21 protein-coding genes are annotated in these 21,651 nt (G+C 65.2%); 17 read left to right on the top strand and 4 right to left on the bottom strand.

Annotated elements, in window-relative coordinates; translation table 11 throughout:
• Positions 1-134 precede the first annotated feature (134 nt).
• From AC3WLX_RS18015 to AC3WLX_RS17960, 12 genes are all read left to right on the top strand, one after another.
• The gene (locus AC3WLX_RS18015) at positions 135-1,793 is read left to right on the top strand and encodes an ABC transporter substrate-binding protein (RefSeq protein ID WP_291624400.1); all 1,659 of its coding nucleotides are present in this window, start codon (positions 135-137) and stop codon (positions 1,791-1,793) included.
• A 275-nt stretch (positions 1,794-2,068) separates the two neighbouring features.
• Positions 2,069-3,022, top strand: a complete 954-nt coding sequence (locus AC3WLX_RS18010) for an ABC transporter permease (RefSeq protein WP_100232268.1) — start codon at positions 2,069-2,071, stop codon at positions 3,020-3,022.
• A gap of 210 nt (positions 3,023-3,232) precedes the next feature.
• Positions 3,233-4,135 (top strand): ABC transporter permease, encoded by a 903-nt coding sequence (locus AC3WLX_RS18005; RefSeq protein ID WP_492336944.1) that lies wholly within the window; start codon positions 3,233-3,235, stop codon positions 4,133-4,135.
• A gap of 175 nt (positions 4,136-4,310) precedes the next feature.
• Positions 4,311-5,372 (top strand): ABC transporter ATP-binding protein, encoded by a 1,062-nt coding sequence (locus AC3WLX_RS18000; RefSeq protein ID WP_492336943.1) that lies wholly within the window; start codon positions 4,311-4,313, stop codon positions 5,370-5,372.
• Complete coding sequence (locus AC3WLX_RS17995) at positions 5,369-5,566, top strand: hypothetical protein (RefSeq protein ID WP_492336942.1); 198 nt, start codon at positions 5,369-5,371, stop codon at positions 5,564-5,566. Before AC3WLX_RS18000 ends, AC3WLX_RS17995 begins: the two co-directional genes overlap by 4 nt.
• Positions 5,563-6,978: an amidase gene (locus AC3WLX_RS17990; RefSeq protein ID WP_492336941.1), complete on the top strand. Its 1,416-nt coding sequence runs from the start codon at positions 5,563-5,565 to the stop codon at positions 6,976-6,978. Before AC3WLX_RS17995 ends, AC3WLX_RS17990 begins: the two co-directional genes overlap by 4 nt.
• Complete coding sequence (locus AC3WLX_RS17985) at positions 6,975-7,952, top strand: ABC transporter ATP-binding protein (protein ID WP_492336940.1); 978 nt, start codon at positions 6,975-6,977, stop codon at positions 7,950-7,952. The genes AC3WLX_RS17990 and AC3WLX_RS17985 overlap by 4 nt, the downstream gene beginning before the upstream one ends.
• A gap of 102 nt (positions 7,953-8,054) precedes the next feature.
• Positions 8,055-8,324 carry a GlsB/YeaQ/YmgE family stress response membrane protein gene (locus AC3WLX_RS17980; protein WP_492336939.1) on the top strand — a complete coding sequence of 90 codons (270 nt, stop codon included), beginning with the start codon at positions 8,055-8,057 and terminating at the stop codon, positions 8,322-8,324.
• 252 nt (positions 8,325-8,576) lie between these two features.
• Positions 8,577-10,325, top strand: coding sequence for a type I secretion system permease/ATPase (locus AC3WLX_RS17975; RefSeq protein WP_291621980.1), 1,749 nt, complete (start codon positions 8,577-8,579; stop codon positions 10,323-10,325).
• 10 nt (positions 10,326-10,335) lie between these two features.
• Positions 10,336-11,670, top strand: coding sequence for an HlyD family type I secretion periplasmic adaptor subunit (locus AC3WLX_RS17970; RefSeq protein WP_492336938.1), 1,335 nt, complete (start codon positions 10,336-10,338; stop codon positions 11,668-11,670).
• Positions 11,671-11,935: 265 nt separating this feature from the next.
• Positions 11,936-13,405 (top strand): AMP nucleosidase, encoded by a 1,470-nt coding sequence (locus AC3WLX_RS17965; RefSeq protein WP_492336937.1) that lies wholly within the window; start codon positions 11,936-11,938, stop codon positions 13,403-13,405.
• Positions 13,406-13,486: 81 nt separating this feature from the next.
• On the top strand, positions 13,487-13,762 hold the full coding sequence (locus tag AC3WLX_RS17960) for a DUF1488 family protein (protein ID WP_492336936.1): 276 nt from the start codon (positions 13,487-13,489) through the stop codon (positions 13,760-13,762).
• A 171-nt stretch (positions 13,763-13,933) separates the two neighbouring features.
• On the opposite strand, the gene AC3WLX_RS17955 is transcribed toward AC3WLX_RS17960, so the two are convergent.
• The gene (locus AC3WLX_RS17955) at positions 13,934-14,758 is read right to left on the bottom strand and encodes an IS5 family transposase (protein WP_291624818.1); all 825 of its coding nucleotides are present in this window, start codon (positions 14,756-14,758) and stop codon (positions 13,934-13,936) included.
• A gap of 123 nt (positions 14,759-14,881) precedes the next feature.
• A complete protein-coding gene (locus tag AC3WLX_RS17950; RefSeq protein ID WP_291621972.1) occupies positions 14,882-15,364 on the bottom strand; it encodes a CinA family protein in 483 nt (160 codons plus the stop codon).
• A gap of 145 nt (positions 15,365-15,509) precedes the next feature.
• Between AC3WLX_RS17950 and AC3WLX_RS17945 the strand changes: the two genes are divergently transcribed.
• From AC3WLX_RS17945 to AC3WLX_RS17935, 3 genes are read left to right on the top strand one after another with little or no spacing between them, the layout of a single operon-like run.
• Positions 15,510-16,568, top strand: coding sequence for an amidohydrolase family protein (locus AC3WLX_RS17945; RefSeq protein WP_492336935.1), 1,059 nt, complete (start codon positions 15,510-15,512; stop codon positions 16,566-16,568).
• 25 nt (positions 16,569-16,593) lie between these two features.
• On the top strand, positions 16,594-17,703 hold the full coding sequence (locus tag AC3WLX_RS17940; RefSeq protein ID WP_492336934.1) for an amidohydrolase family protein: 1,110 nt from the start codon (positions 16,594-16,596) through the stop codon (positions 17,701-17,703).
• On the top strand, positions 17,703-18,116 hold the full coding sequence (locus tag AC3WLX_RS17935) for a Rieske (2Fe-2S) protein (RefSeq protein WP_492336933.1): 414 nt from the start codon (positions 17,703-17,705) through the stop codon (positions 18,114-18,116). Before AC3WLX_RS17940 ends, AC3WLX_RS17935 begins: the two co-directional genes overlap by 1 nt.
• Before the next feature lie 122 nt (positions 18,117-18,238).
• On the opposite strand, the gene AC3WLX_RS17930 is transcribed toward AC3WLX_RS17935, so the two are convergent.
• Both AC3WLX_RS17930 and AC3WLX_RS17925 read right to left on the bottom strand, forming a co-directional pair.
• Entirely contained in the window at positions 18,239-19,570 is a 1,332-nt protein-coding gene (locus tag AC3WLX_RS17930; protein WP_492336932.1) for an MFS transporter, read from the bottom strand.
• 141 nt (positions 19,571-19,711) lie between these two features.
• Positions 19,712-20,611 carry a transcriptional regulator GcvA gene (locus AC3WLX_RS17925; RefSeq protein WP_492336931.1) on the bottom strand — a complete coding sequence of 300 codons (900 nt, stop codon included), beginning with the start codon at positions 20,609-20,611 and terminating at the stop codon, positions 19,712-19,714.
• 110 nt (positions 20,612-20,721) lie between these two features.
• Between AC3WLX_RS17925 and AC3WLX_RS17920 the strand changes: the two genes are divergently transcribed.
• On the top strand, positions 20,722-20,925 hold the full coding sequence (locus tag AC3WLX_RS17920; RefSeq protein WP_291621960.1) for a DUF1127 domain-containing protein: 204 nt from the start codon (positions 20,722-20,724) through the stop codon (positions 20,923-20,925).
• Between the two features lie 67 nt (positions 20,926-20,992).
• Positions 20,993-21,616, top strand: coding sequence for a GNAT family N-acetyltransferase (locus tag AC3WLX_RS17915; RefSeq protein ID WP_492336930.1), 624 nt, complete (start codon positions 20,993-20,995; stop codon positions 21,614-21,616).
• The last annotated feature ends 35 nt before the right edge of the window (positions 21,617-21,651 follow it).

Here is a 21,651-nt window from a genome sequence, read left to right as displayed (position 1 = left end):
GTGGTTTCACCTTCCCGCGATCCACAAGGACTTGTCGCCGCAGGGGCAATTTGCAGAAAAAGTTTCTCCTTGGCATAGGCATTGCATACCATTGCATCAAAATTAATCATCCAAAGCCGGAGAAGGACGAGGCGATGCTTACTAAGAAGAAGACACGTGCAGCACTGATCGCGGTGCTCGCTCTCACGACGGCCGCCGCATGGCCGCGCGTGGCCGACGCGCAAACCGTGCTGCGCATCGGCATGACCGCTGCCGATATTCCGCGCACCCTCGGCCAGCCCGATCAGGGTTTTGAAGGAAACCGCTTCACCGGTCTCACGATGTACGACGCGCTGACCGGCTGGGACCTGTCCTCCGCCGAGAAGGCGAGCGTGGTGATTCCCGGCCTTGCCACCGAGTGGAAGGTCGACGATGCCGACAAGACCAAATGGGTCTTCAAGCTGCGCCCCGGCGTCACTTTCCATGACGGCTCGCCCTTCAACGCGGACGCCGTGGTGTGGAACGTCGAGAAGGTGCTGAAGCAGGACGCGCCGCAATTCGACGCCAGCCAGGTCGGCGTCACGGCCTCGCGCATGCCGACGCTGGCCTCGGCAAAGAAGATCGACGACATGACCGTCGAGCTCACCACCAAGGAGCCCGACAGCTTCCTGCCGATCAACCTCACCAATTTGTTCATGGCGAGCCCGGCGAAGTGGCAGGCCTTCTACGACAAGGCGGAGGGCGCTGACGCCAAGGCGAAGTCGCAGGCCGCCTGGACCGCGTTCGCCAAGGACGCCTCGGGCACCGGCCCTTGGAAGATGGCGAGCTTCACGCCGCGCGAGCGGCTCGAACTGGTCAAGAACGCGAACTATTGGAACAAGGATCGCGTGCCCAAGGTCGACAAGATGGTGCTGTTGCCGATGCCGGAGGCGAACGCGCGCACCGCGGCGCTGCTCTCCGGTCAGGTCGACTGGGTCGAGGCGCCGGCGCCGGACGCGATCCCCGAATTGAAGCAGCGCGGCTTCAAGCTCTACGCCAACGAGCAGCCGCATGTCTGGCCCTGGCAGTTCTCGCGCGTCGAAGGCTCGCCCTGGAACGACATCCGCGTGCGCAAGGCGGCGAACCTCTGCATCGATCGTGAGGGCCTAAAGGACGGGCTGCTCGCGGGCCTGATGGTGCCGGCGACCGGCACCTTCGAGCCCGGCCATCCCTGGCGCGGCAATCCCAGCTTCCAGATCAAGTACGACAAGGCGGCCGCGCAGAAGCTGATGCAGGAGGCCGGCTTCGGTCCCGACAAGAAGCTCACGGTCAAGACGCAGACCTCAGCGTCGGGCTCGGGCCAGATGCAGCCGCTGGCCATGAACGAATATCTCCAGCAGGCGCTGGCCGAGTGCTATTTCGACGTGAAGCTCGACGTCATCGAGTGGAACACCCTGTTCACCAACTGGCGCCGCGGCGCCAAGGACCCCTCGGCCAACGGCTCGAACGCGACCAACGTCACCTATGCGGCGATGGACCCGTTTTTCGCGCTGGTGCGCTTCCTGCAATCGGGCATGGCCCCGCCGGTCTCGAACAATTGGGGCTTCATCAACAACCCCAAATTCGACGAGCTGGTGAAGAAGGCGCGGCAGACCTTCGATCCCGCCGCACGCGACGCCGCGCTCGCCGAGCTGCACGCGGCCTCCGTCGACGACGCCGCCTTCCTCTACGTCGCCCATGACGTCGGCCCGCGCGCGATGAGCCCGAAGGTCACGGGCGTCGTGCAGCCGAAGAGCTGGTTCATCGACTTCTCGCCGGTGTCGATCGCGAAGTGACGTGCTAGCGGCGCACTCGGTGCACCCTCTCCCCTTCTGTTCGCCGAAGCCTTGGCGAAGGCGGATGTGGGAGAGGGTGGCTTCGCTTTAGCGAAGCCGGGTGAGGGGTCTCCGCGGAGAGACTCTCGCTCGTTTGAAATGACTGTAGCCGCGGATCGATACCCCTCATCCGGCGCCGTAGCCGAAGCTTCGCTTCGGCGTCGACTTAAGAAACGGCCGCCGGAGGCGGCCTATGCCACCTTCCCTCGCAAGGGGAGAAGGAAGAAAGAAACAACGTGCTTGCCTATATCGCCAGACGCATCGTCTATGTCGTCCCCATCGTCATCAGCGTGGCGCTGGTGTGCTTCCTGCTCGTGCACATCACGCCGGGCGATCCGCTCGTCGCCGTGCTGCCGGCGGATGCCTCGCAGGAGCTCGCCGCGCAGCTGCGCGCCGCCTATGGCTTCGACCGGCCGCTGCCGGTGCAGTTCGGGCTGTGGCTCCTGCGCGCGCTTCATGGCGATCTCGGCAATTCCATCGCGACGGGGCGTCCCGTGCTGGCCGAGGTCATGCGCGCGGTGGGCAACACCGTCACGCTGGCGATCGCGGCCGCCATCATCGGCTTCACCATGGGCATCCTGCTCGGCCTGATCGCCGGCTATTTCCGCGAGACCTGGATCGACAAGGTCGCGACCTCCTTTGCCATCGCTGGCGTCTCGGTGCCGCATTACTGGCTCGGCATGCTGCTCGTCATCATCTTCTCGGTACAGCTCAACTGGCTGCCCGCAGTCGGCGCCGGCCCCAGCGGCTCCAATTCCTGGGCCTGGGATTGGGCACACCTGAAATATCTGGTGCTGCCGGCGATCACGACATCGGTGATTCCGATGGGCATCGTCACGCGCACGGTACGCGCGCTCACCGGTGACATTCTCAGCCAGGACTTCGTCGAGGCCCTGCGTGCGAAGGGCTTGCGCGAAACCGGAGTGTTCCGCCACGTCATCAAGAACGCTGCGCCCACCGCGCTCGCGGTGATGGGACTTCAGCTCGGCTACATGCTCGGCGGCTCGATCCTGATCGAGACCGTGTTCTCCTGGCCGGGCTCGGGCTTCCTGCTCAACTCGGCGATCTTCCAGCGCGACCTGCCGCTGTTGCAAGGCACGATCCTGATCCTGGCGCTGTTCTTCGTCTTCCTCAACCTGCTGGTCGACATCGCCCAAGCCGCGATCGACCCGCGCATCAAGCGGGGCTGATGGTATGAGCCCAGCTGTCGCCACGCAAAAGGTGCGCTCCCTCCCCCGCCTGCGCGGGAGGGCTGGGGAGAAGGTGTCTCCGCTCGCGAGAACCCCCCAGAGGAGAAAGCCCTCACCCGCGCCTTCGGCGCGACCTCTCCCGCAAGCGGGAGAGGTGCACTGTCTCCGCGACTTGCTCCGATCGCATCAATACCACCCGGGAGTCAGCCGTTGAGCGAGCTCCCCCTATCCACCACCGGCGATGCCGCGCTCCAGGCTGCGCCCGCGACCAAGGCACGCGGCTATTGGGCAACCGTCGGCCGCCGCATCAGGCGCGACAAGGTCAGCATGGCCTGCGCGCTGGTGCTGCTGCTGATCCTCCTGTCCGCGATCCTCGCGCCTTGGCTCGGTCTCGAAGATCCCTACAAGGGCTCGATGATCCGCCGCCTCCGCCATATCGGCACGCCGGGCTATCCGCTCGGCACCGACGAACTCGGCCGCGACATGCTGGCGCGGCTGATCTATGGCGGGCGGCTGTCACTGGTGATCGGCATCCTGCCCGTGATCCTCGCCTTCTGCATCGGCACCTCGCTCGGCCTCGTTGCCGGCTATGTCGGCGGCAAGCTCAACACCGCGATCATGCGCACCGTCGACGTATTCTACGCGTTCCCGTCGGTGCTGCTGGCGATCGCGATCTCCGGCGCGCTGGGCGCCGGCATCCTCAACTCCATCGTGTCGCTCACCGTGGTGTTCGTGCCGCAGATCACCCGCGTCGCCGAGAGCGTCACCACGGGCGTGCGCAACATGGACTTCGTCGAGGCCGCACGCGCCTCTGGCGCCGGCGCCTTCACCATCATGCGCGTGCACATCCTCGGCAACGTGCTGGGCGCGATCTTCGTCTACGCCACCAGCCTGATCTCGGTCTCGATGATCCTCGCCGCCGGTCTGTCCTTCCTCGGCCTCGGCACCAAGCCGCCGGAGCCGGAATGGGGCCTGATGCTGAACACGCTGCGCACCGCGATCTACGTCAATCCCTGGGTCGCAGCACTCCCGGGCGCGATGATCTTCGCGGTCTCGATCTGCTTCAACCTGCTCTCGGACGGCCTGCGCAGCGCCATGGACATCAGGAACTAGAGATGAGAGCGACAGAGACAGCCGCGGAGTCGGTGCCACACCTCTCCCATAGGGAGAGGTCGGATCGCGAATGCGATCCGGGTGAGGGGTTGCGCTCCACCGAGTCTGCCGCGCCCCCTCACCCGGCGCTACGCGCCGACCTCTCCCCGATGGGGAGAGGTGGGAGACTGCTGCCATGAATGAGACCACAACACCCATCGAAATGCTCGAACCCGTCGAGGACGTCGGCGGCGAGGCGCAGCCGCTGCTGCAGGTCAACGGGCTGACCAAGCATTTTCCCGTGCGGGGCGGCCCCTTCGCCGCCAAGCGCACCGTGCGCGCCGTCGACAACGTCTCCTTCTCCGTCGCCAAGGGCGAGACGGTCGGCATCGTCGGCGAATCCGGCTGCGGCAAGTCGACCACCGCGCGGCTCTTGATGCATCTGATGCCGCGCGATACCGGCGACATCATCTATGACGGCATGACCGTCGGCCGGTCCCTCAGCTTGCGCGAGCTCCGCCGCGGCATGCAGATGGTGTTCCAGGATTCCTACGCTTCGCTCAATCCGCGCCTGACGATCGAGGAATCCATCGCGTTCGGCCCCAAGGTCCACGGCATGGCCGACGGCGCGGCGCGCACGCTCGCGCGCGAGCTGCTCGGCAAGGTCGGCCTGCGCCCGGAAAACTTCGCCAACCGCTATCCGCACGAGATCTCCGGCGGCCAGCGTCAGCGCGTCAACATCGCTCGCGCCCTGGCCCTCTCGCCGCGGCTGGTGATCCTGGACGAGGCGGTTTCCGCGCTCGACAAATCCGTCGAGGCGCAGGTGCTCAATCTGCTCGCCGATCTCAAGCGCGAGTTCGGCCTGACTTATCTGTTCATCAGCCACGACCTCAACGTCGTGCGTTACATCTCGGACCGCGTGCTGGTGATGTATCTCGGCGAGGTCGTCGAGCTCGGGCCGGTCGACCAGGTCTGGGATCGGCCGGCGCATCCTTATACGCGCGCGCTGTTGGCGGCGATGCCGTCTTCCGACCCCGATCGCCGCACCGAGACGCCGCCGATCACGGGCGATCCGCCCAATCCGATCGATCCGCCGCCCGGCTGCCGCTTCCACACCCGCTGCCCGTTTGCGGAGCCGCTCTGCGCAAATGCGACACCAAAACTCACCGCGCTGGATAATATGGGCCACGAGGCCGCGTGCTACATGGCGATACCGGGTTCAGGCCATAGCCGCGCGTCCACGGGAGAGACCGCATGACGAGACCGACACCGAAAGAGATCAAGCCGATCGCGCAAATTGCCGGCGTTGCCGTGGATGACGAGATCGCAGAGCGCATCTCCAATGCCATCGGCCCGTCGTTCGAGGGCTTCGCCGCCATCGCCGGCACGCTGCCGTTCGATCTCGAGCCGGCCGGCTATGTTCTCGCGCAGACGCAGAAGGTGTCGAAATGAGCACCGAACCCGCATTGATGACGCTCACCGAGGTCGCGCGTGCGATCGCGGCCAAGCAGATGTCGTCGCACGAAGCCACCCGCGCGCTGCTGCAGCGCATCGGGCAATGGCAGCCGCATCTCAACGCCTTCATGTCGATCGAGGCAGAAGCGGCATTGAAGGCCGCCGAGGCCGCCGATGCCGAGCTGGCCAAGGGCAACGTCCGTGGTCCGCTGCACGGCGTGCCGCTCGCGCACAAGGACATGTATTACGACGCCGGCCACGTTGCGACCTGTGGCTCGCTGATCCGCCGCGACTTCGTGCCGACCGTCACCTCCACGGCGCTGCAGCGGCTGAAGGACGCCGGCCAGGTCCGTCTCGGCACGCTGCATCTCGCCGAATTCGCCTATGGCCCGACCGGGCACAACGCCCATTACGGGCCGGTGCGCAATCCCTGGAATGTCGCGCACATCACCGGCGGGTCCTCGTCCGGCTCCGGCTCGGCGGTGGCCGCGCGGCTGACCTTTGCGGCGCTCGGCTCGGACACCGGCGGCTCGATCCGCATGCCCGCGCATTTCTGCGGCGTCACGGGACTCAAGACCACCGTGGGCCGCGTCAGCCGCGCCGGCGCGATGCCGCTGTCACAATCGCTCGACACCGTCGGGCCGCTCGCCCGCACCGCCGAGGATTGTGCGCTGCTGCTGGCCCTGATGGCCGGCGCCGACCCCGCCGATTCCACCTGCAGCCAAGAGCCGCTGTCGGATTATGTCGGCGCGACCAAGGGCTCGATGAAGGGCCTGAAGATCGGCGTGCCCGCGTCCTTCTACGTCGACGATCTCGACAGCGAGGTCGCGCGCGTGCTGGACGAGACCATTGCTGTGCTCAAGCGTGAAGGCGCCGACATCGTCAAGGTGGAGCTGCCGGACCAGCGGCAATTGTCGTCGGCGAGCCAGCTCGTGCTCGCCGCGGAAGCCGCTGCCTTCCACAAGCGCTGGATGATCGAGCGTCCGCAGGATTATGGCCCGCAGGTCCTGATGCGGCTCCAGAACGGCCTCGCCGTTCCCGCCATCACCTATCTCGAGGCGATGCGCTGGCGCGGACCGGCACTGGCTGCGCATAACGCGGCAACTGCGGGCGTCGATGCTGTGATCGCACCTGCGTCTCCGGTTCCCGCACCGACGATCGAGGAGAGCGACGTCGGCGGCGGTCCGAACGCGCCGGCGCTGTTACAGCGCCTGACGCTGTTCACCCGACCGGTAAATTTCCTCGGCCTGCCGTCGCTGACCATTCCATCGGGCTTCACCACGACCGGCCTGCCCGTCGGCATGCAGCTGATCGGGCGCTCCTTCGACGAGGCGACCCTGCTCACCATCGGCGCCGCCTTCCAGCGCGCCACCGACTATCACGACCGTCTGCCGAAGCTGCCGTCATGACCAATCTCGTCGAGATCTCGGGCCTCAACATCCGCTTCACCGGCGAGCGCACGGTCTATGCCGTGAACGATCTCAGCCTCTCGCTCGGCAACAGCGAGGTGCTGGGCCTGCTCGGCGAATCCGGTTCGGGCAAGAGCGTGACCTTGCGTGCGCTGATGCGCCTCTTGCCGAAGAAGCGCACGCAGATCACGGGCAAGGTCAACGTGCTGGGGCAGGACGTGCTCGCCATGAATGACGAGCAGCTCTCGTCGTTCCGCGGCCAGACCGTGTCGATGATTTTCCAGGAGCCGGCGCTCGCGCTCGATCCGGTCTACACGATCGGCGCGCAGATCGCCGAAAGCGTAATGCGCCACGAAGGCAAGAGCTTTGCGGAGGGACGGGCGAGGGCTCTCGAAATGCTCGAGGTGGTGCGCATCCCCTCGGCGAAACGCCGCCTCGACGCCTATCCGCACGAGATGTCCGGCGGCATGCGCCAGCGCGCGATGATCGCGCTTGCGCTCGCCTGCCGGCCCAAGATCCTGCTCGCGGACGAGCCGACCACAGCGCTCGACGCCACAGTGCAGATCCAGATTCTCTTGCTGCTGCGCGAGCTGCAGCGCGAGTTCGGCATGTCCGTCATCTTCGTCACCCACGACATCGGCGTCGCCATCGAGATCTGCGACCGCGTCGCGGTGATGTATGCCGGGCAGATCGTGGAGCAGGGCACGCTTCGCGACATCGTCCGCTCGCCGGTCCACCCCTACGCCAAGGGCCTGCTGGCCTCCACCACCCACGGCGCCAAGCGTGGGCAGCGGCTGGAGACCATTCCGGGCACGCCGCCTTCGCTCGCCGAGAAGCCGCACAATTGCTCCTTCGCTCCCCGCTGCAAGCTCGCCGAGCCGCGCTGCCTGGAGCAATTGCCTGCCAATGTCGAGGTCGGACCGGGCCGGGCGGCGAGGTGCGTGCTGGCGGAGCCGGTCACCGTGCTGTCATAGTCCGATGAGTTAAACCGCGCTGCGCGAGCCCTTGCAGCATTCTCACCTCATTCATTCCGGTTCCCGTTCCATGCCTCCCGTTCGCGGAGAGGGACCTCACTGATGTACATTTCCAACGAAGGCCTGCTCGTCATCCTGTTCGTCGGCCTCGTCGCCGGCTGGCTGGCCGGAAAGATCGTGCGAGGCGCCGGATTCGGTATCATCGGCGATATCGTGATCGGCATCTGCGGCGCGCTGGTGGCGAGCCTCCTGTTTCCAAAGCTCGGCATCCGGCTTGGCACCGGCCTCGTGTCCGAGATCGTCTATTCCGCGATCGGTGCGGTCATCCTGCTGGTGATGGTGCGGCTGGTGCGCGGCGGCGGCCGGCTCTAGCCCCTTCGCTCGATCGGAACTCCAGCCGCACTTTACCCGGAAGAGGCTGAAACCCTGCAAGAAAAAGCCGCAAGCCTGTGAAATTCCGGACTTGCGCGGAAGGCTGTCGCGGGTAGATGTGGCTCAAGAGGCCTCGGGGTTTATATTCGACCACGTCGGACGGCCGGAAAACAGATGTTAAGCCGAGGCGAGTACTCCTTGAATCGCCATTGAAATCAGGGCTTTGCCCGTTAGCCGAAAGAGATCAGACTGATGGCAGCCATCCCTGGCGTCCGCCGTTCAGAGCTCGGTGACGCCTTGCGCGCTTGTCGCACGGCGTTCATCGGCGTCGGCCTGATGAGCTGCATGATCAACCTGCTCTATCTCACCGGGTCGATCTTCATGCTGGAGGTCTACGACCGGGTGCTGCCGAGCCGCAGCGTTCCGACCCTAATCGGCCTCATCATCCTCGCCAGCTTCCTCTACATGGCGCAGGGCATGCTCGACATGATTCGCAACCGCATCCTGGGGCGGATCGGCACCGCGCTGGACGAGGCCCTCAACAAGCGCGTGTTCGACACCGTCGTGCGCCTGCCGCTGCTGGTCGGCAATCGCAACGAGGGCCTGCAGCCGCTGCGCGATCTCGACAATGTCCGCTCCTTCCTCGGCAGCATGGGCCCGAGCGCGTTCTTCGACCTGCCCTGGCTGCCGCTCTATCTCGCCATCTGCTTCGCCTTCCACGTCATGATCGGCCTCACCGCATTGGTCGGCGCCATCATCCTGGTCGGCCTGACGCTGGTCACCGAGTTCATGTCCCGCCAGCCGGCGAAGGAGGCGATGGGGCTTGCCGCCCAGCGCAACGATCTCGCCCAGGCCAGCCGCCGCAACGCCGAGGTCATGGTGTCGATGGGCATGGCTGGGCGGATGAACCAGCGCTGGAGCGAGACTAACGAAAAATATCTCGCCGGCAATCAGCGGGCGAGCGACGTCGCCGGCGGTCTCGGCGCGGTCGCCAAGGTGTTGCGCATGATGCTGCAATCGGCCGTGCTCGCGGTCGGCGCCTATCTCGTCATCCACCAGGAGGCGACTGCCGGCATCATCATCGCAGGCTCGATTCTCTCTGCGCGCGCGCTCGCGCCGGTCGATCTCGCCATCGCGCACTGGAAATCCTTCGTCGCGGCGCGCCAGAGCTGGCACCGCCTCACCCGCCTGCTGGAGCAGATGCCGGCGCAGGCGATGCCGACCCAGTTGCAGCCGCCCACCAGCCGGCTCTCGGTCGAAGGCATCGCCATCGTGCCGCCCGGCGATCAGCGCCTCGTCGTGCAGGACGTCACCTTCGCGCTCGCCGCCGGCAACGGCCTCGGCGTGATCGGTCCGAGCGGCTCCGGCAAGTCGTCATTGATCCGCGCGCTGGTCGGGGTCTGGCAGCCGGTGCGCGGCAAGGTGCGGCTCGACGGCGCGGCGCTCGATCAATGGTCGAGCGACGTGCTCGGCCGCCATATCGGCTATCTGCCGCAGGACGTCGAATTGTTCGGCGGCACCATCGCGCAGAACATCAGCCGGTTCGATCCCGAGGCGACATCCGACGGCATCATCGCGGCTGCGAAGGAGGCCGGCGTGCACGAGATGATCATCAAGATGCGCGAAGGCTACAACACGCAAGTCGGCGAGCAGGGCGCCGCGCTCTCCGCAGGGCAGGCGCAGCGGGTGGCGCTGGCTCGCGCGCTCTATGGCAACCCGTTCCTGATCGTGCTCGACGAGCCCAACTCCAACCTCGACACCGAAGGCGACGAGGCGCTGACCCGCGCCATTCGCTCGGCGCGCGAGCGCGGCGCCATCGTCGTCGTGGTGGCGCATCGCCCGATCGGCGTCGAGGCGGTCGACCAGATCCTGGTGCTGCGCGACGGCCGCATGCAGGCGTTCGGCCCCAAGGAGCAGGTGCTCGCCCAGGTGCTGCAGCCGCGCGCGACGCCGCCGGCTCCGATCAAGATCGTCAGCGAAGGTGGAGTGGCCAAACCATGAGCACAAAGCCATGAGCACGATGGCCGTCGGCGGCCCGAAGCCCGCCGCCAACAAAACCGTCCGCGATTCCATCAAGTTCCACCTGCTGCTCGGCCTTGCGATCGTGCTGGTCCTGGTCGTCGGCCTCGGCGGCTGGGCCTCGACCGTCCTCATCTCGGGCGCGCTGATCGCCCCTGGGCAGATCGTGGTCGAATCCAACGTCAAGAAGGTGCAGCATCCGACCGGCGGCGTCGTCGGCGAGGTGCGTGCCCGCGACGGTGATCGGGTCAGGTCCGGCGACATCGTGGTGCGGCTCGACGACACCGTCACCAAGGCCAACCTTGCGATCGTCACCAAGAATCTGGATGCCGCGCAGGCGCGTGCGGCGCGATTGCAGGCCGAACAGCGCGGCCTCGATCAGATCGAGTTTCCGCAGGTTCTGCTCGATCGCGCCGGCGATCCCGACGTCAAGGTGCTGCTCTCCGCGGAAACCAAGCTGTTCGACGTCCGCGTCAATGGCCGCACCGGGCAGAAGGCGCAGCTGCGCGAGCGCATCACGCAGCTCAACGAGGAGATCGCCGGTCTCAGCGCCCAGGAGAAGGCCAAGGACCAGGAGATCGCGCTGGTGCAGAACGAGCTCACCGGCGTGCGCGAGCTCTACGACAAGCGCCTGGTGCAGATCTCGCGCCTGACCCAACTCGAACGCGACTCGGCGCGCCTCAACGGCGAGCGCGCTCAATACATCGCCGCGCGCGCCCAGGCCAAGGGCAAGATCACCGAGACCGAGCTCCAGATCATCCAGATCGACAAGGACGTGGTCAGCGAGGTCTCCAAGGACCTGCGCGAGACCAACGACAAGATCGGTGAGCTGATCGAGCGCAAGGTCGCCGCCGAAGACCAGCTCCGCCGCATCGACATCCGCGCGCCGCAGGACGGCATGGTGCTGCAATCGACGGTGCACACTGTCGGCGGCGTCGTCACCGCGGGCGACGCCTTGATGCTGATCGTGCCGCAGGCCGACGATCTCCAGGTTGAAGCCAAGGTCAATCCGGTCGACATCGACAAGCTCCAGATCGGCCAGAAGACGCTGCTGCGCCTGTCCGCCTTCAACCAGCGCACCACGCCGGAGCTCAACGGCCTCGTCAGCCGGGTCTCACCTGATGTCACCACCGACCAGCGCACCGGCCAGAGCTACTACACCATCCGCGTCTCGATGCCGCCGGAAGAGATTGCACGGCTCGGCGACGTCAAGATGATCCCCGGCATGCCCGTGGAAGCCTTCGTCCAGACCGGCGACCGCACCATGCTGTCCTATCTGATGAAGCCGCTGCACGACCAGCTGATGCGTGCGTTCCGGGAGAGGTGACGCGCGAAAGCGCGGCATCCCGGAGCGCGCTTAGCGCGCATCCGGGATCTCGTGCGGCATACTCGGTGTCATCGTCCGGCTTGACCGGGCGATCCAGTATCCCAGAGACATGAGTGATTGAACCGATAGGCCGCGGCGTACTGGATGCCCCGGTCAAGCCGGGGCATGACAGCGGTGTGCATAGCGTGCAATCCACCCTTCGCTGACGCGTCTCCGTGTTCTTGCTATAGTTCGACTGAAGCCCAAGCAATCCGGCGGTCGAACCATGCAATCTCCTCCCACCATCGCCACCCAATCCTTCTCGGACGCGTCCGCAGCGGTCGCCCGTCTCGAGGAGATCTACGAGCGCAACACCAAGTTCCTGCGCGACCGGTTCGAGGCCTATGTCGGCGGCGCAGCCATCACGACGCGGGCGCGGGCCTATTATCCGTTCGTCCGCATCACCACCGCGACGCATGCGCGTCTGGACTCGCGGCTCGCCTATGGCTTCGTCGCCGGGCCTGGCGTGCACGAGACCAGCGTCACGCGGCCGGATCTGTTCCGCAGCTATCTCACCGAGCAGATCGGGCTCCTGATCAAGAACCACGGCGTACCCGTCGAGATCGGCGAGTCCACCGAGCCGATCCCGATCCACTTCGCTTATCGGCGCGACATCAACATCGAGGCGGCCATCACCACCAGCGAGAACTCGCCCGTGGCGCGATCGCTGCGCGATGCGTTTGACGTGCCTGATCTGGCGACGATGGACGATTCCATCGCCGACGGCACCTTCGAGCGCCAGCCCGGCGCGCCCGAGCCGCTGTCGCTGTTCCGCGCCGCCCGCGTCGATTACTCGCTGCGACGGCTCTATCACTACACCGGCACCGATCCCGAGTATTTCCAGAACTTCGTGATCTTCACCAATTACCAGTTCTATGTCGACGCCTTTGCGCAAGCATGCCAGCAACGGCTTCAGTCCGGCGAGGCCGGCCTCGATGCTTTCGTCTCGCCCGGCAACGTCATCATGCAGAGCGGCGGCGCGATCAACGGCACCGCGCCGGCTCGCGTGCCGCAGATGCCGGCCTTCCATCTGGTCATGCCGGACTATCGCGGCATCACCCTGATCAACATCGGCACCGGCCCGTCCAATGCGCGCAACGTCACCGACCACGTCGCGGTGCTGCGCCCGCACGCCTGGCTGATGCTCGGCCATTGCGCGGGCCTGCGCAACACGCAGCGGCTCGGCGACTACGTGCTGGCGCACGGCTATGTGCGCGAGGACCATGTGCTCGACCGCGAGTTGCCGCCGTGGGTGCCGATCCCGGCGCTGGCCGAGATGCAGGTCGCGCTCGAGGAGGCGGTCGAGGACGTCACCGGGCTCGAAGGCTTCGAGCTCAAGCGCCTGATGCGCACGGGCACGGTCGCCAGCGTCGACAATCGGAACTGGGAGATTTCCGGACCGGAAGTGATCCGCCGTCTGTCTCAATCGCGTGCGGTTGCGCTCGATATGGAATCGGCCGCGATCGCCGCCAACGGCTACCGCTTCCGCGTGCCTTACGGCACTCTGCTGTGCGTCTCCGACAAGCCGCTGCACGGCGAGATCAAGCTCGCCGGCATGGCCAGCGAATTCTACCGCCGCCGTGTCGGCCAGCATCTCGAGATCGGCCTGAAGGCGCTGGAGCGGCTCAAGCAGCAGGAATCGGAACGACTGCATTCGCGAAAGCTCCGCAGTTTCGCCGAAGTCGCGTTCCAGTAGGTCGGGGCCCCCTTTCATCCTTGCTGACAGGCCGGACAATTTTTCGCATTGTCCGCGAGGGGGCCGACCGGGACGCCTGCAATGCCGCTCACGCGCGACAAGATCATCGGCCATGATCTCGAACGGCTGGCCTTTCGCTTCACCATGCTGAACGACGGCGAGGTCGTGCAATGCCAGATCAGCGACGCCGCGATGGACGAGCTCGCGGGCATGCAGGGCACCGAGACCAGCGCACGTCAGGCGCAGTTCCTGTCGCTGCGCGAGACCATCGAGCGGATCGCGTCGGACCTCTACGACGAGGCGCCGCGATTCCCGGGCTACGTGGTGCGGATTTTCGTGCGGCATTTGGGACGGTGACGGTGTAGGTTGCCGCCGGCAATAGGCCTCTCCCTGAGGTGCGAAACACGTGGCGCAACGCGCCACGTGGAGAGCCTCGAAGGATGAGCGGCCGAGATGCAGCCGGGCCGTCGTCCTAGGCTCCCCTTGCGATGCAAGGGGAGCACCTCAGAGCCTGACTCAAAATGCGTTTTAGGGTCTTGCCAGGCGACGAGTTAGCAGCCTGATATGGGCGGCGAGCAGCCAGGCAAGTTCCGTTGCAGCGGAGCCTTCGAAGTCTTTGGAGAGGCGCCGACATCGGCCGAGCCATGCGAAGGTGCGCTCGACAACCCAGCGCCTTGGTAGAAGCTGGAAGCCTTTAACCCCGGGCGGCCGCTCCACGATCTCGATCGTCCACGGGCCGCAGTCTGAGAGCGCGTTGACGAGTTGTTTGCCGCGATAGATCCGGTCGGCGAAGACATGCTCTAGTCTCGGAAAGTGGTCTCGCAAGCTCTTCAACAAGGGAACAGCACCATGGACATCCTGAATGTTGGCGGGATGAACATATGCAGCCAGCAGAAGACCGTTGGTGTCGGTCACGATATGGCGTTTGCGGCCATGGAGGCGCTTGCCGGCGTCAAATCCGCGAGGCCCGCCAGCCTCTGTCGTTGAAGCAGTCTGGCTATCGATGACAGCAGCGGTCGGCTTGGGCTTTCGTCCAAGTCTCCGGCGCTCCTTCCGAACCAAAGCTTCGACGATCTCCTGCCATCTGCCCGTGTCGCGCCAGGCGTAAAAGTAGCCCTGCACGGTCGAGTATGGCGGAAACTCCTTCGGCAAGGCTCGCCATTGGCAGCCGCTCGACAAAACATAGAAGATCGCCTGCATGATTGCGCGCAGATCGACCTTCCGCGGCCGGCCCAATCGCCGTCGCGGCGGCATCTTCCGGGCGATCAAGGCCCATTCGGCGTCAGTCAGATCACTTGTGTAACGCAGTCCACTGCGCTGATACTGGAGACGAGCGGCTTTGGTCCACGGCACGGTGTCCTCCCTCGAATCTTCGCAAATCCGAAGGAATCACAAGCCCGCCAAAACCGCTCACCCTTTTTCGGTCAGGCTCTCAGGATGACGGTACTGACAGCGTAATCGCTGCCAACGGCAACGTCATCCCTCCAGCTTCCGCAACAACAACTTCAGCGCCGCCGCAGCGAACATTTGCATGTTGCCGAACCGGTCGTTGCTATCAGTCTCCAGCGTCATCACCTCCGCGGCGGGTCCTGCGACCGCCATGCAGCTATGGCCCGCAGCGTCGCCGTAGCGGTTGCCGGTGGGGCCCGCCGCACCGGTCTCGGACAGGCCCCAATCACAATTGAAGCGGCTGCGCATCTGTTCGGCCAGCAATTGCGCGTAGGGCTCCGACGACGACCGAAAGCCCTTCATGCCGTCATCCGAAATATCCATCAGCACCCGCCTGGCATCGCGGGTGTAGACCACGGCCCCGCCGAGGTAATAGGCGGAGGCGCCGGGCACCGCGAGCAGGCTGGCCGAGATCAGGCCGCCGGCCGACGATTCCGCAACCGCGACGGTCTGTTTGCGCGCGATCAGTTTGGCCGCGACCTGTTCCGCGATGCCGACGAGTTCTTTCATCTCCAGTCCCCCCTCATTCCTTCGCAACCGAGCTCAGCCTTCCTAGCATATGACGGAAGGCTTGGCCGAGTTGCGGGCGACGGGCAGGCCTGCTTGAATGGCGGGGACAAGAAGACACATGAGGAAACGTGAGAAGGGAGACGTGATGGCGTCCCTGATCGCCGGCGGCATCGACTGCGATGTGCATCCGGCCGTGCCGCATCTGACCAGCCTGCTGCCCTACCTGAACGATTACTGGCGCGATCAGGTGACGACGCGCGGCATGGTCGACCTCGTTTCGCAATCCTATCCGCAGAATTCGCCGATCACGGCGCGGCCGGACTGGCGTCCCGAGACAGGCAAGCCCGGCGAAAGCCTGGCGGACATGCAGCGCCATGTGCTCGATCCTTTTCAGGTCAAACATGCCATCTGCAATCCGCTCTATGGCGTGCAGATGGTGTTTTCCGAGGACATGCAGGCGGCCTTCTGCCGCGCGCTGAACGATTGGCTGGCGCAGGAATGGCTCGACCGCGACAAGCGGCTGCGCGGCTCGATCGTGATCCCGACGCAAAGCGTCGAGAAGGCCGTCGCCGAGATCGAACGCTGTGCACCGGACAAGCGCTTCGTGCAGGTCCTGATGCTGGTCATGGGCGATGTGCCGCTCGGCAAGCGCGCGCTGTGGCCGATCTATGAGGCTGCGGAGCGGCTGCAACTGCCGGTCGGCATCCATGCCGGTTCCGCCTATCACAATCCGCCGACCTCCGTGGGCTGGGGCTCCTATCACATCGAGGACTATGTCGGGCAGGCCCAGGCGTTCCAGACCCAGCTCACCAGCCTGATCGTCGAGGGCGTGTTCGCCAAGTATCCGCGGCTGAAAATGGTGATGCTGGAATCCGGCGTGTCCTGGATCGCGCCGTATCTTTGGCGCCTGCACAAGTTCTGGCGCGGGGTGCGGATGGAGACGCCATGGGTCGATCGCGCGCCGCTCGACATTGTGCGCAGCAACATCCGCTTCTCGTTACAGCCTTTTGATGCGCCGCCGGAACCCGAGACATTAATTCGCCTGTTTGATCATATGCAGTCGGATGAATTGGTCCTATTCTCTACGGACTATCCGCACTGGCAGTTCGATGGCCTGGAGGCGCTGCCCGAAGGTCTGTCCCCCGATCTCGTGCGCAAGATCATGATCGACAATCCGCGTGCGACTTATCCCCGTCTGACATGAGCCCGCTGCCAAAGGAGGCAAGGCGATGAATATCCAGTTTCGCGAGAACCAAGACGCAGCTTCCCCTCTGGCCGTAAAAACCGCGATCGCGGACTGCGACATCCATCCGGCGCGCGCCAGCCGCACCGAGCTCTATCCCTACCTCGCCAAACGCTGGCAGCATCACCTCGAAGTCTACGGCGTCCATGCCTATCAGGGCATGATGGAAGGCCCGCCCTATCCAAAGGCCCAGCCCAACGCCTCGCGCCGTGACGCCTGGCCGCCGGAAGGCGGCCCGCAGGGCTCCTCGCTATCTTTCATGCAGAAACAGCTGCTCGATCCCAACAACGTGCAACTGGGCGTGCTCAATCCGCTCAACACCGGGCAGGGCATCCGCAACCACGAGCTCTCGGCCGCCTTGTGCTCGGCGATCAACGACTGGCAGATCGACAAATGGACCAGCAAGGACAAGCGGCTGAAAGCGTCGATCGTCGTCGGCAATGAAGACGGGCCGTCGGCGGCTGCCGAGATCCGCGAGCGCGCGGGGGATAAGAACTTCGTTCAGGTGCTGCTGCTCAGCCGCAATGTCGAGCCGCTCGGCCAGCGCCGCTACTGGCCGATCTATCAGGCCGCGGAAGAAGCGGGGCTCCCCGTCGGCGTTCACGCCTTCGGCTTCGGCGGCAACCCGATCACGCCCTCGGGCTGGCCGTCCTATTACATCGAGGAGATGGTCGGGCACTCACAGTGCCAGCAATCGGCGCTGGCGAGCCTGGTTTTGGAGGGCGTGTTCGAGCGCTTCCCGAAATTGAAGATGGTGATGATCGAGGCCGGCTTCGGCTGGGCGCCATCGCTATGCTGGCGGCTCGACAAGGCCTGGCAGCGGCTGCGCAGCGAGGTGCCGCATGTGAAGCGGCCGCCGTCGGAATATATCCGCGAACAGGTGTGGTGGACCACGCAGCCGATGGAGGATCCGGAAAGCCGCGAGCACCTGTTCGACGTCATCAAATGGATCGGCTGGGATCGGCTGCTGTTCGCAACCGACTATCCGCATTGGGACTATGACGAGCCCTCGCGCGTCCTGCCGGCCGGCGTCAGCGAGGCCAATCGCGAGGCGTTCTACCTCGGCAATGCCAAGAAGCTGTACGGCATTTCCTGATGGCAAGACACGTCATCGCGCCGGTCGACGAGCTTCCGCCGGGCACGCGAAAATTCCTCGAGATCGACGGACGGCCGATCGCCGTCTTCAACATCAAGGGTGAATATTTCGGCCTGATGAACCGCTGCCCGCATCAGGGCGCGGCGCTGTGCGAGGGCCCGCTGATCGGGCTCGCTCAATCGAGCAATCCCGGGGAGATCGAGTACACCAAGCTCGGCGAGATCATCCGCTGTCCCTGGCACGGCTGGGAGTTCGACATCCGCACCGGCCAATCCTACTGCGACCCCCGCCGCTTCCGCGTGAAGGCCTACCCGGCCCATGTCGAGCCGGGCGCGAGCGTGGTGAAGGGCCCGTATGTTGCGGAGACGATCCCGGTCAGGATCGAGAGAGATTACGTGGTGGTGGAGCTGTAAGCCGACCGCGCCGTCATTCCGGGGCGCGCGTAGCGCGAGCCCGGAATCCATCGTGCGACAGAAATGCTGGGAGAAATGGATTCCGGGCTCGCCTCTTCGAGGCGCCCCGCAATGACACCGTCCTAACGCCCGGCCATCGGCTCCGGCACCGCGTCATAAGCCGGCGCCACCTTGCCACCGCCGCGATAGACCGTCGCGGCCGCGATGATGCCGAGCAGGGCGGCGAACATCAGCCAGAAGCCGGGCGCGGCCTTGTCGCCGGTGCGCTCGATCAGCCAGGTCGAGGCGAACGGCGTGAAGGTGCCGAACAGGGCGGCGGCGAGCGCGAAGGCGAGCGAGAAGCAGGTGGTACGCACATGCGCCGGCACGATCTCGACCAGCGCACCCAGCATGGTGCCGCTGTAGACGCCGAAATAGAACGAGAACATCATCTCGACCGCGAGCAGCTTGCCGAACGTCGGCGCCGCCACCAGCCAGTGCAATGACGGATAGGCGGTCACCAGCGACAGGCAGGCGATCGTGATCAGCACCGGCTTGCGGCCGATGCGATCGGAGAGCGCGCCGCCGACCGGATTCCAGATGAAGTTGGCCACCGCGACGAGCAGCGTGACCAGCAGCGCGTCATGCGTCGACAGCTTCAGCACGGTCTTGCCGAAGGTCGGCGTGTACACGGTGACGAAGTAGAACGTCGTCGTGGTCAGGATCGCGATCATCATGCCGAGCACCACGATGCGCCAATTGGCGAGCGCGGAGGCGAACACCTCGTTCGCGGTCGGATGCTTCTTCATGGCGAGGAAGGCCGGCGTCTCCTCCAGCGTCCGCCGCAGGAGGAAGATCAGCGGAATGATCAGGCAGCCCACGAAGAAGGGAATGCGCCAGCCCCAGGCGGCCACGGTGTCGGCCGGCATCACCTCGGAGAGGATGTAGCCGAGGATCGAGGCCACGAAGATCGCGACCTGCTGGCTCGACGACTGGAACGAGGTGTAGAATCCGCGATTGCCGGGCGTTGCGATCTCCGCGAGGTATACCGAAACGCCGCCGAGCTCGACGCCTGCCGAGAAGCCTTGCAGCAGGCGGCCGATCAGGACAATGATCGGCGCCGCGATGCCGATGGTTTCATAGCTCGGGCAGAATGCGATGACGACGGTGCCGACAGCCATGATTCCGAGCGTGACGATCAGGCCCTGGCGGCGGCCGATGCGGTCGATGTAAGCCCCGAGCACGATCGCGCCGACGGGGCGCATGAGGGCGCCGAGCCAGAACACGCCGAAGGTGTTGAGCAGCGAGGCTGTCTCGTTGGTCGAGGGGAAGAACGCCTTGCCGATCGCCGCGGCGTAGAAGCCGAACAGGAAGAAGTCGAACTGCTCGAGGAAATTGCCCGACGTCGCTCGCAGGATGGCGCCGATGCGCGACGTGATGGCGGGCGGATGGGGTGGGGCGGCTGGTCCAGCCATGACGTTGCTCCCTGGAAGGCGTGGCCCGCCGGGAATGTCATTCCGGCAAGGTGACAGATTGATGCTGCGACAATCTGCCGTACCCCTTCCCGCGCAGGACGCGACGAGTCAACCGATTTTACCGGCGAAGCTGATGATTTTTCAGGCTTTATTTTGCACTGCAGCGATCATCCAGTTACGCAACGCAACCAGCTTCGGCGCCTCACGGCGGCCTTCCGGGGAGACCAGGTAGAAGCCGGCGTCTGCGGGGAGCGCGATCTTGAAGGGAACGACGAGCCGGCCCTTCGCGATGTCATCCTGGACGTAGGAGGTCCGCCCCATCGCGACGCCGATGCCGTCGATCGCGGCCTGGATCGTCATGAAGATCATGTCGAAGGTGATGCCGGGCTGCCTTGCGATGTCCGCCGGCAGGCCCGCCGCGGTCAACCATAGCCGCCAGTCGTCGCTGTTGGCGTTCGAGGTGTGCAGCAGGGGATGGTGGCGCAGGTCCTCGGGCCGGCGCAGCGGCTTGTCGCCGCGCAGCAGCGACGGGCTGCACACCGGAAACAATTCGTCTGCCATCAGCCAGTCGGCGCGCAGGCCCGGCCATTGGCCGCGGCCATAGCGGATCGCGGCATCGACATTGTCGCGCTGGAAATCGACCAGACTGGTCGAGGTGGTGATGCGTACGTCGATGCCGGGATGCTGTTCCTGAAAATCGGTCAGCCGCGGCAGCAGCCATTTGGCGGCGAGCGAGGCCAGCGTCGATACCGTCAGGACCTTGTCGTCGTCCTTGCGCAGCAGCCGGTCGGTGGCAAGCCGGAGGTCATTGAAGGCGGCGCGGACACCCGGCAGGTAATCACGCGCCTCCGGCGTCAGCGCCAGCGCGCGGTTCTGCCGGATGAACAGGCGGATGCCGAGCTCCTCCTCCAGCCTGCGGATCTGATGGCTGATCGCGGTCTGCGTCACGTTCAGCTCGCTGGCCGCCAGCGTGAAGCTGAGATGGCGCGCGGCAGCCTCGAACGCCCGCAATCCGTTCAGGGAGGGCAATCTGGCAGTCATCTGGCAACAGGATGCATGACGTTATTTCATGCGAAGAGGTACAAATTGTCGTTTGTCGCGCTGCAGCAGGAAGCAGATATTGGCGGTCAAGATAGCTCAAGGAGCTGAAGATGTCCATTTTGACCCAGAATTCGATGACAAATCATCATGCGCCAGGTCTCCTTTACCAGATCGGCGACATCCTCCACGTCTGGCATGAGCGCTACAGGACCCGGCGCGAGCTGACCCATTGGACGGCCCGCGACCTCCAGGACGTCGGGCTGTCGTGGACGGATGTGGCCTACGAGGCTGAGAAACCCTTCTGGCGGGCCTGACAGGCCGCCAGGCCGGCGCCGCCTGAGCACGGGGGCGCCGGCGGTCCCTTTCCGGATGCCATGCGTCATGACAACCTTCAGTTTCGAAGACCTCAGGCAACATGCGGACGTGCTGCGCACCCGGCACGGTGAGCGGCTAAATGTTCGCTTCATCGAGCCGCGCGATACCGACGAAATCCAGCACTATGTCCGCTCGCTCTCGAGCCGCTCTCGCTACAACCGCTTCTTCGGCGCGATCAGCGAATTGCCGAAAAGCCTGCTGCACGATTTCCTCGAGGTCGGCGAGCGCGATCGCTTCAGCATCGTGGCAACGATGATGGTCGACGGCTTCGACACCATCGTGGCGGAGGCGCGCTACGCCTTTCATGCCGAGACCGCGACGCTCGAATTCGGCCTCTCGGTCGACGACCGCTGGCAAGGCCACGGCATCGCCACCGCGCTGATGAAGAACCTCGAATGCCGCGCGGCCGCGCTTGGTGCCGAGCACATGTTCGGCGACACGCTGCGCTCCAACGAGGCCATGGTCTCGCTCGCGCGCAAAGCCGGCTTCGCTTTCGTCCAGCATCCCGACGATTGGAAGCTGGTGCGTTTCGACAAGGAGATCCGCGTCGAACCGAAAGACATTCCCTGCGCGAGCTGGCGCCTCGCCGCCGTTTCCCGTCAGGCCGAACGCCCCTCAGCCTCGGCCTGACAAACTGCAAGCCCGGCCTGGTCAAGCCAGCGCCG

The sequence above is a fragment of the Bradyrhizobium sp. FW305-F6 genome, assembly GCF_058782905.1.
This window is presented reverse-complemented; position numbering and strand designations above follow the sequence as displayed.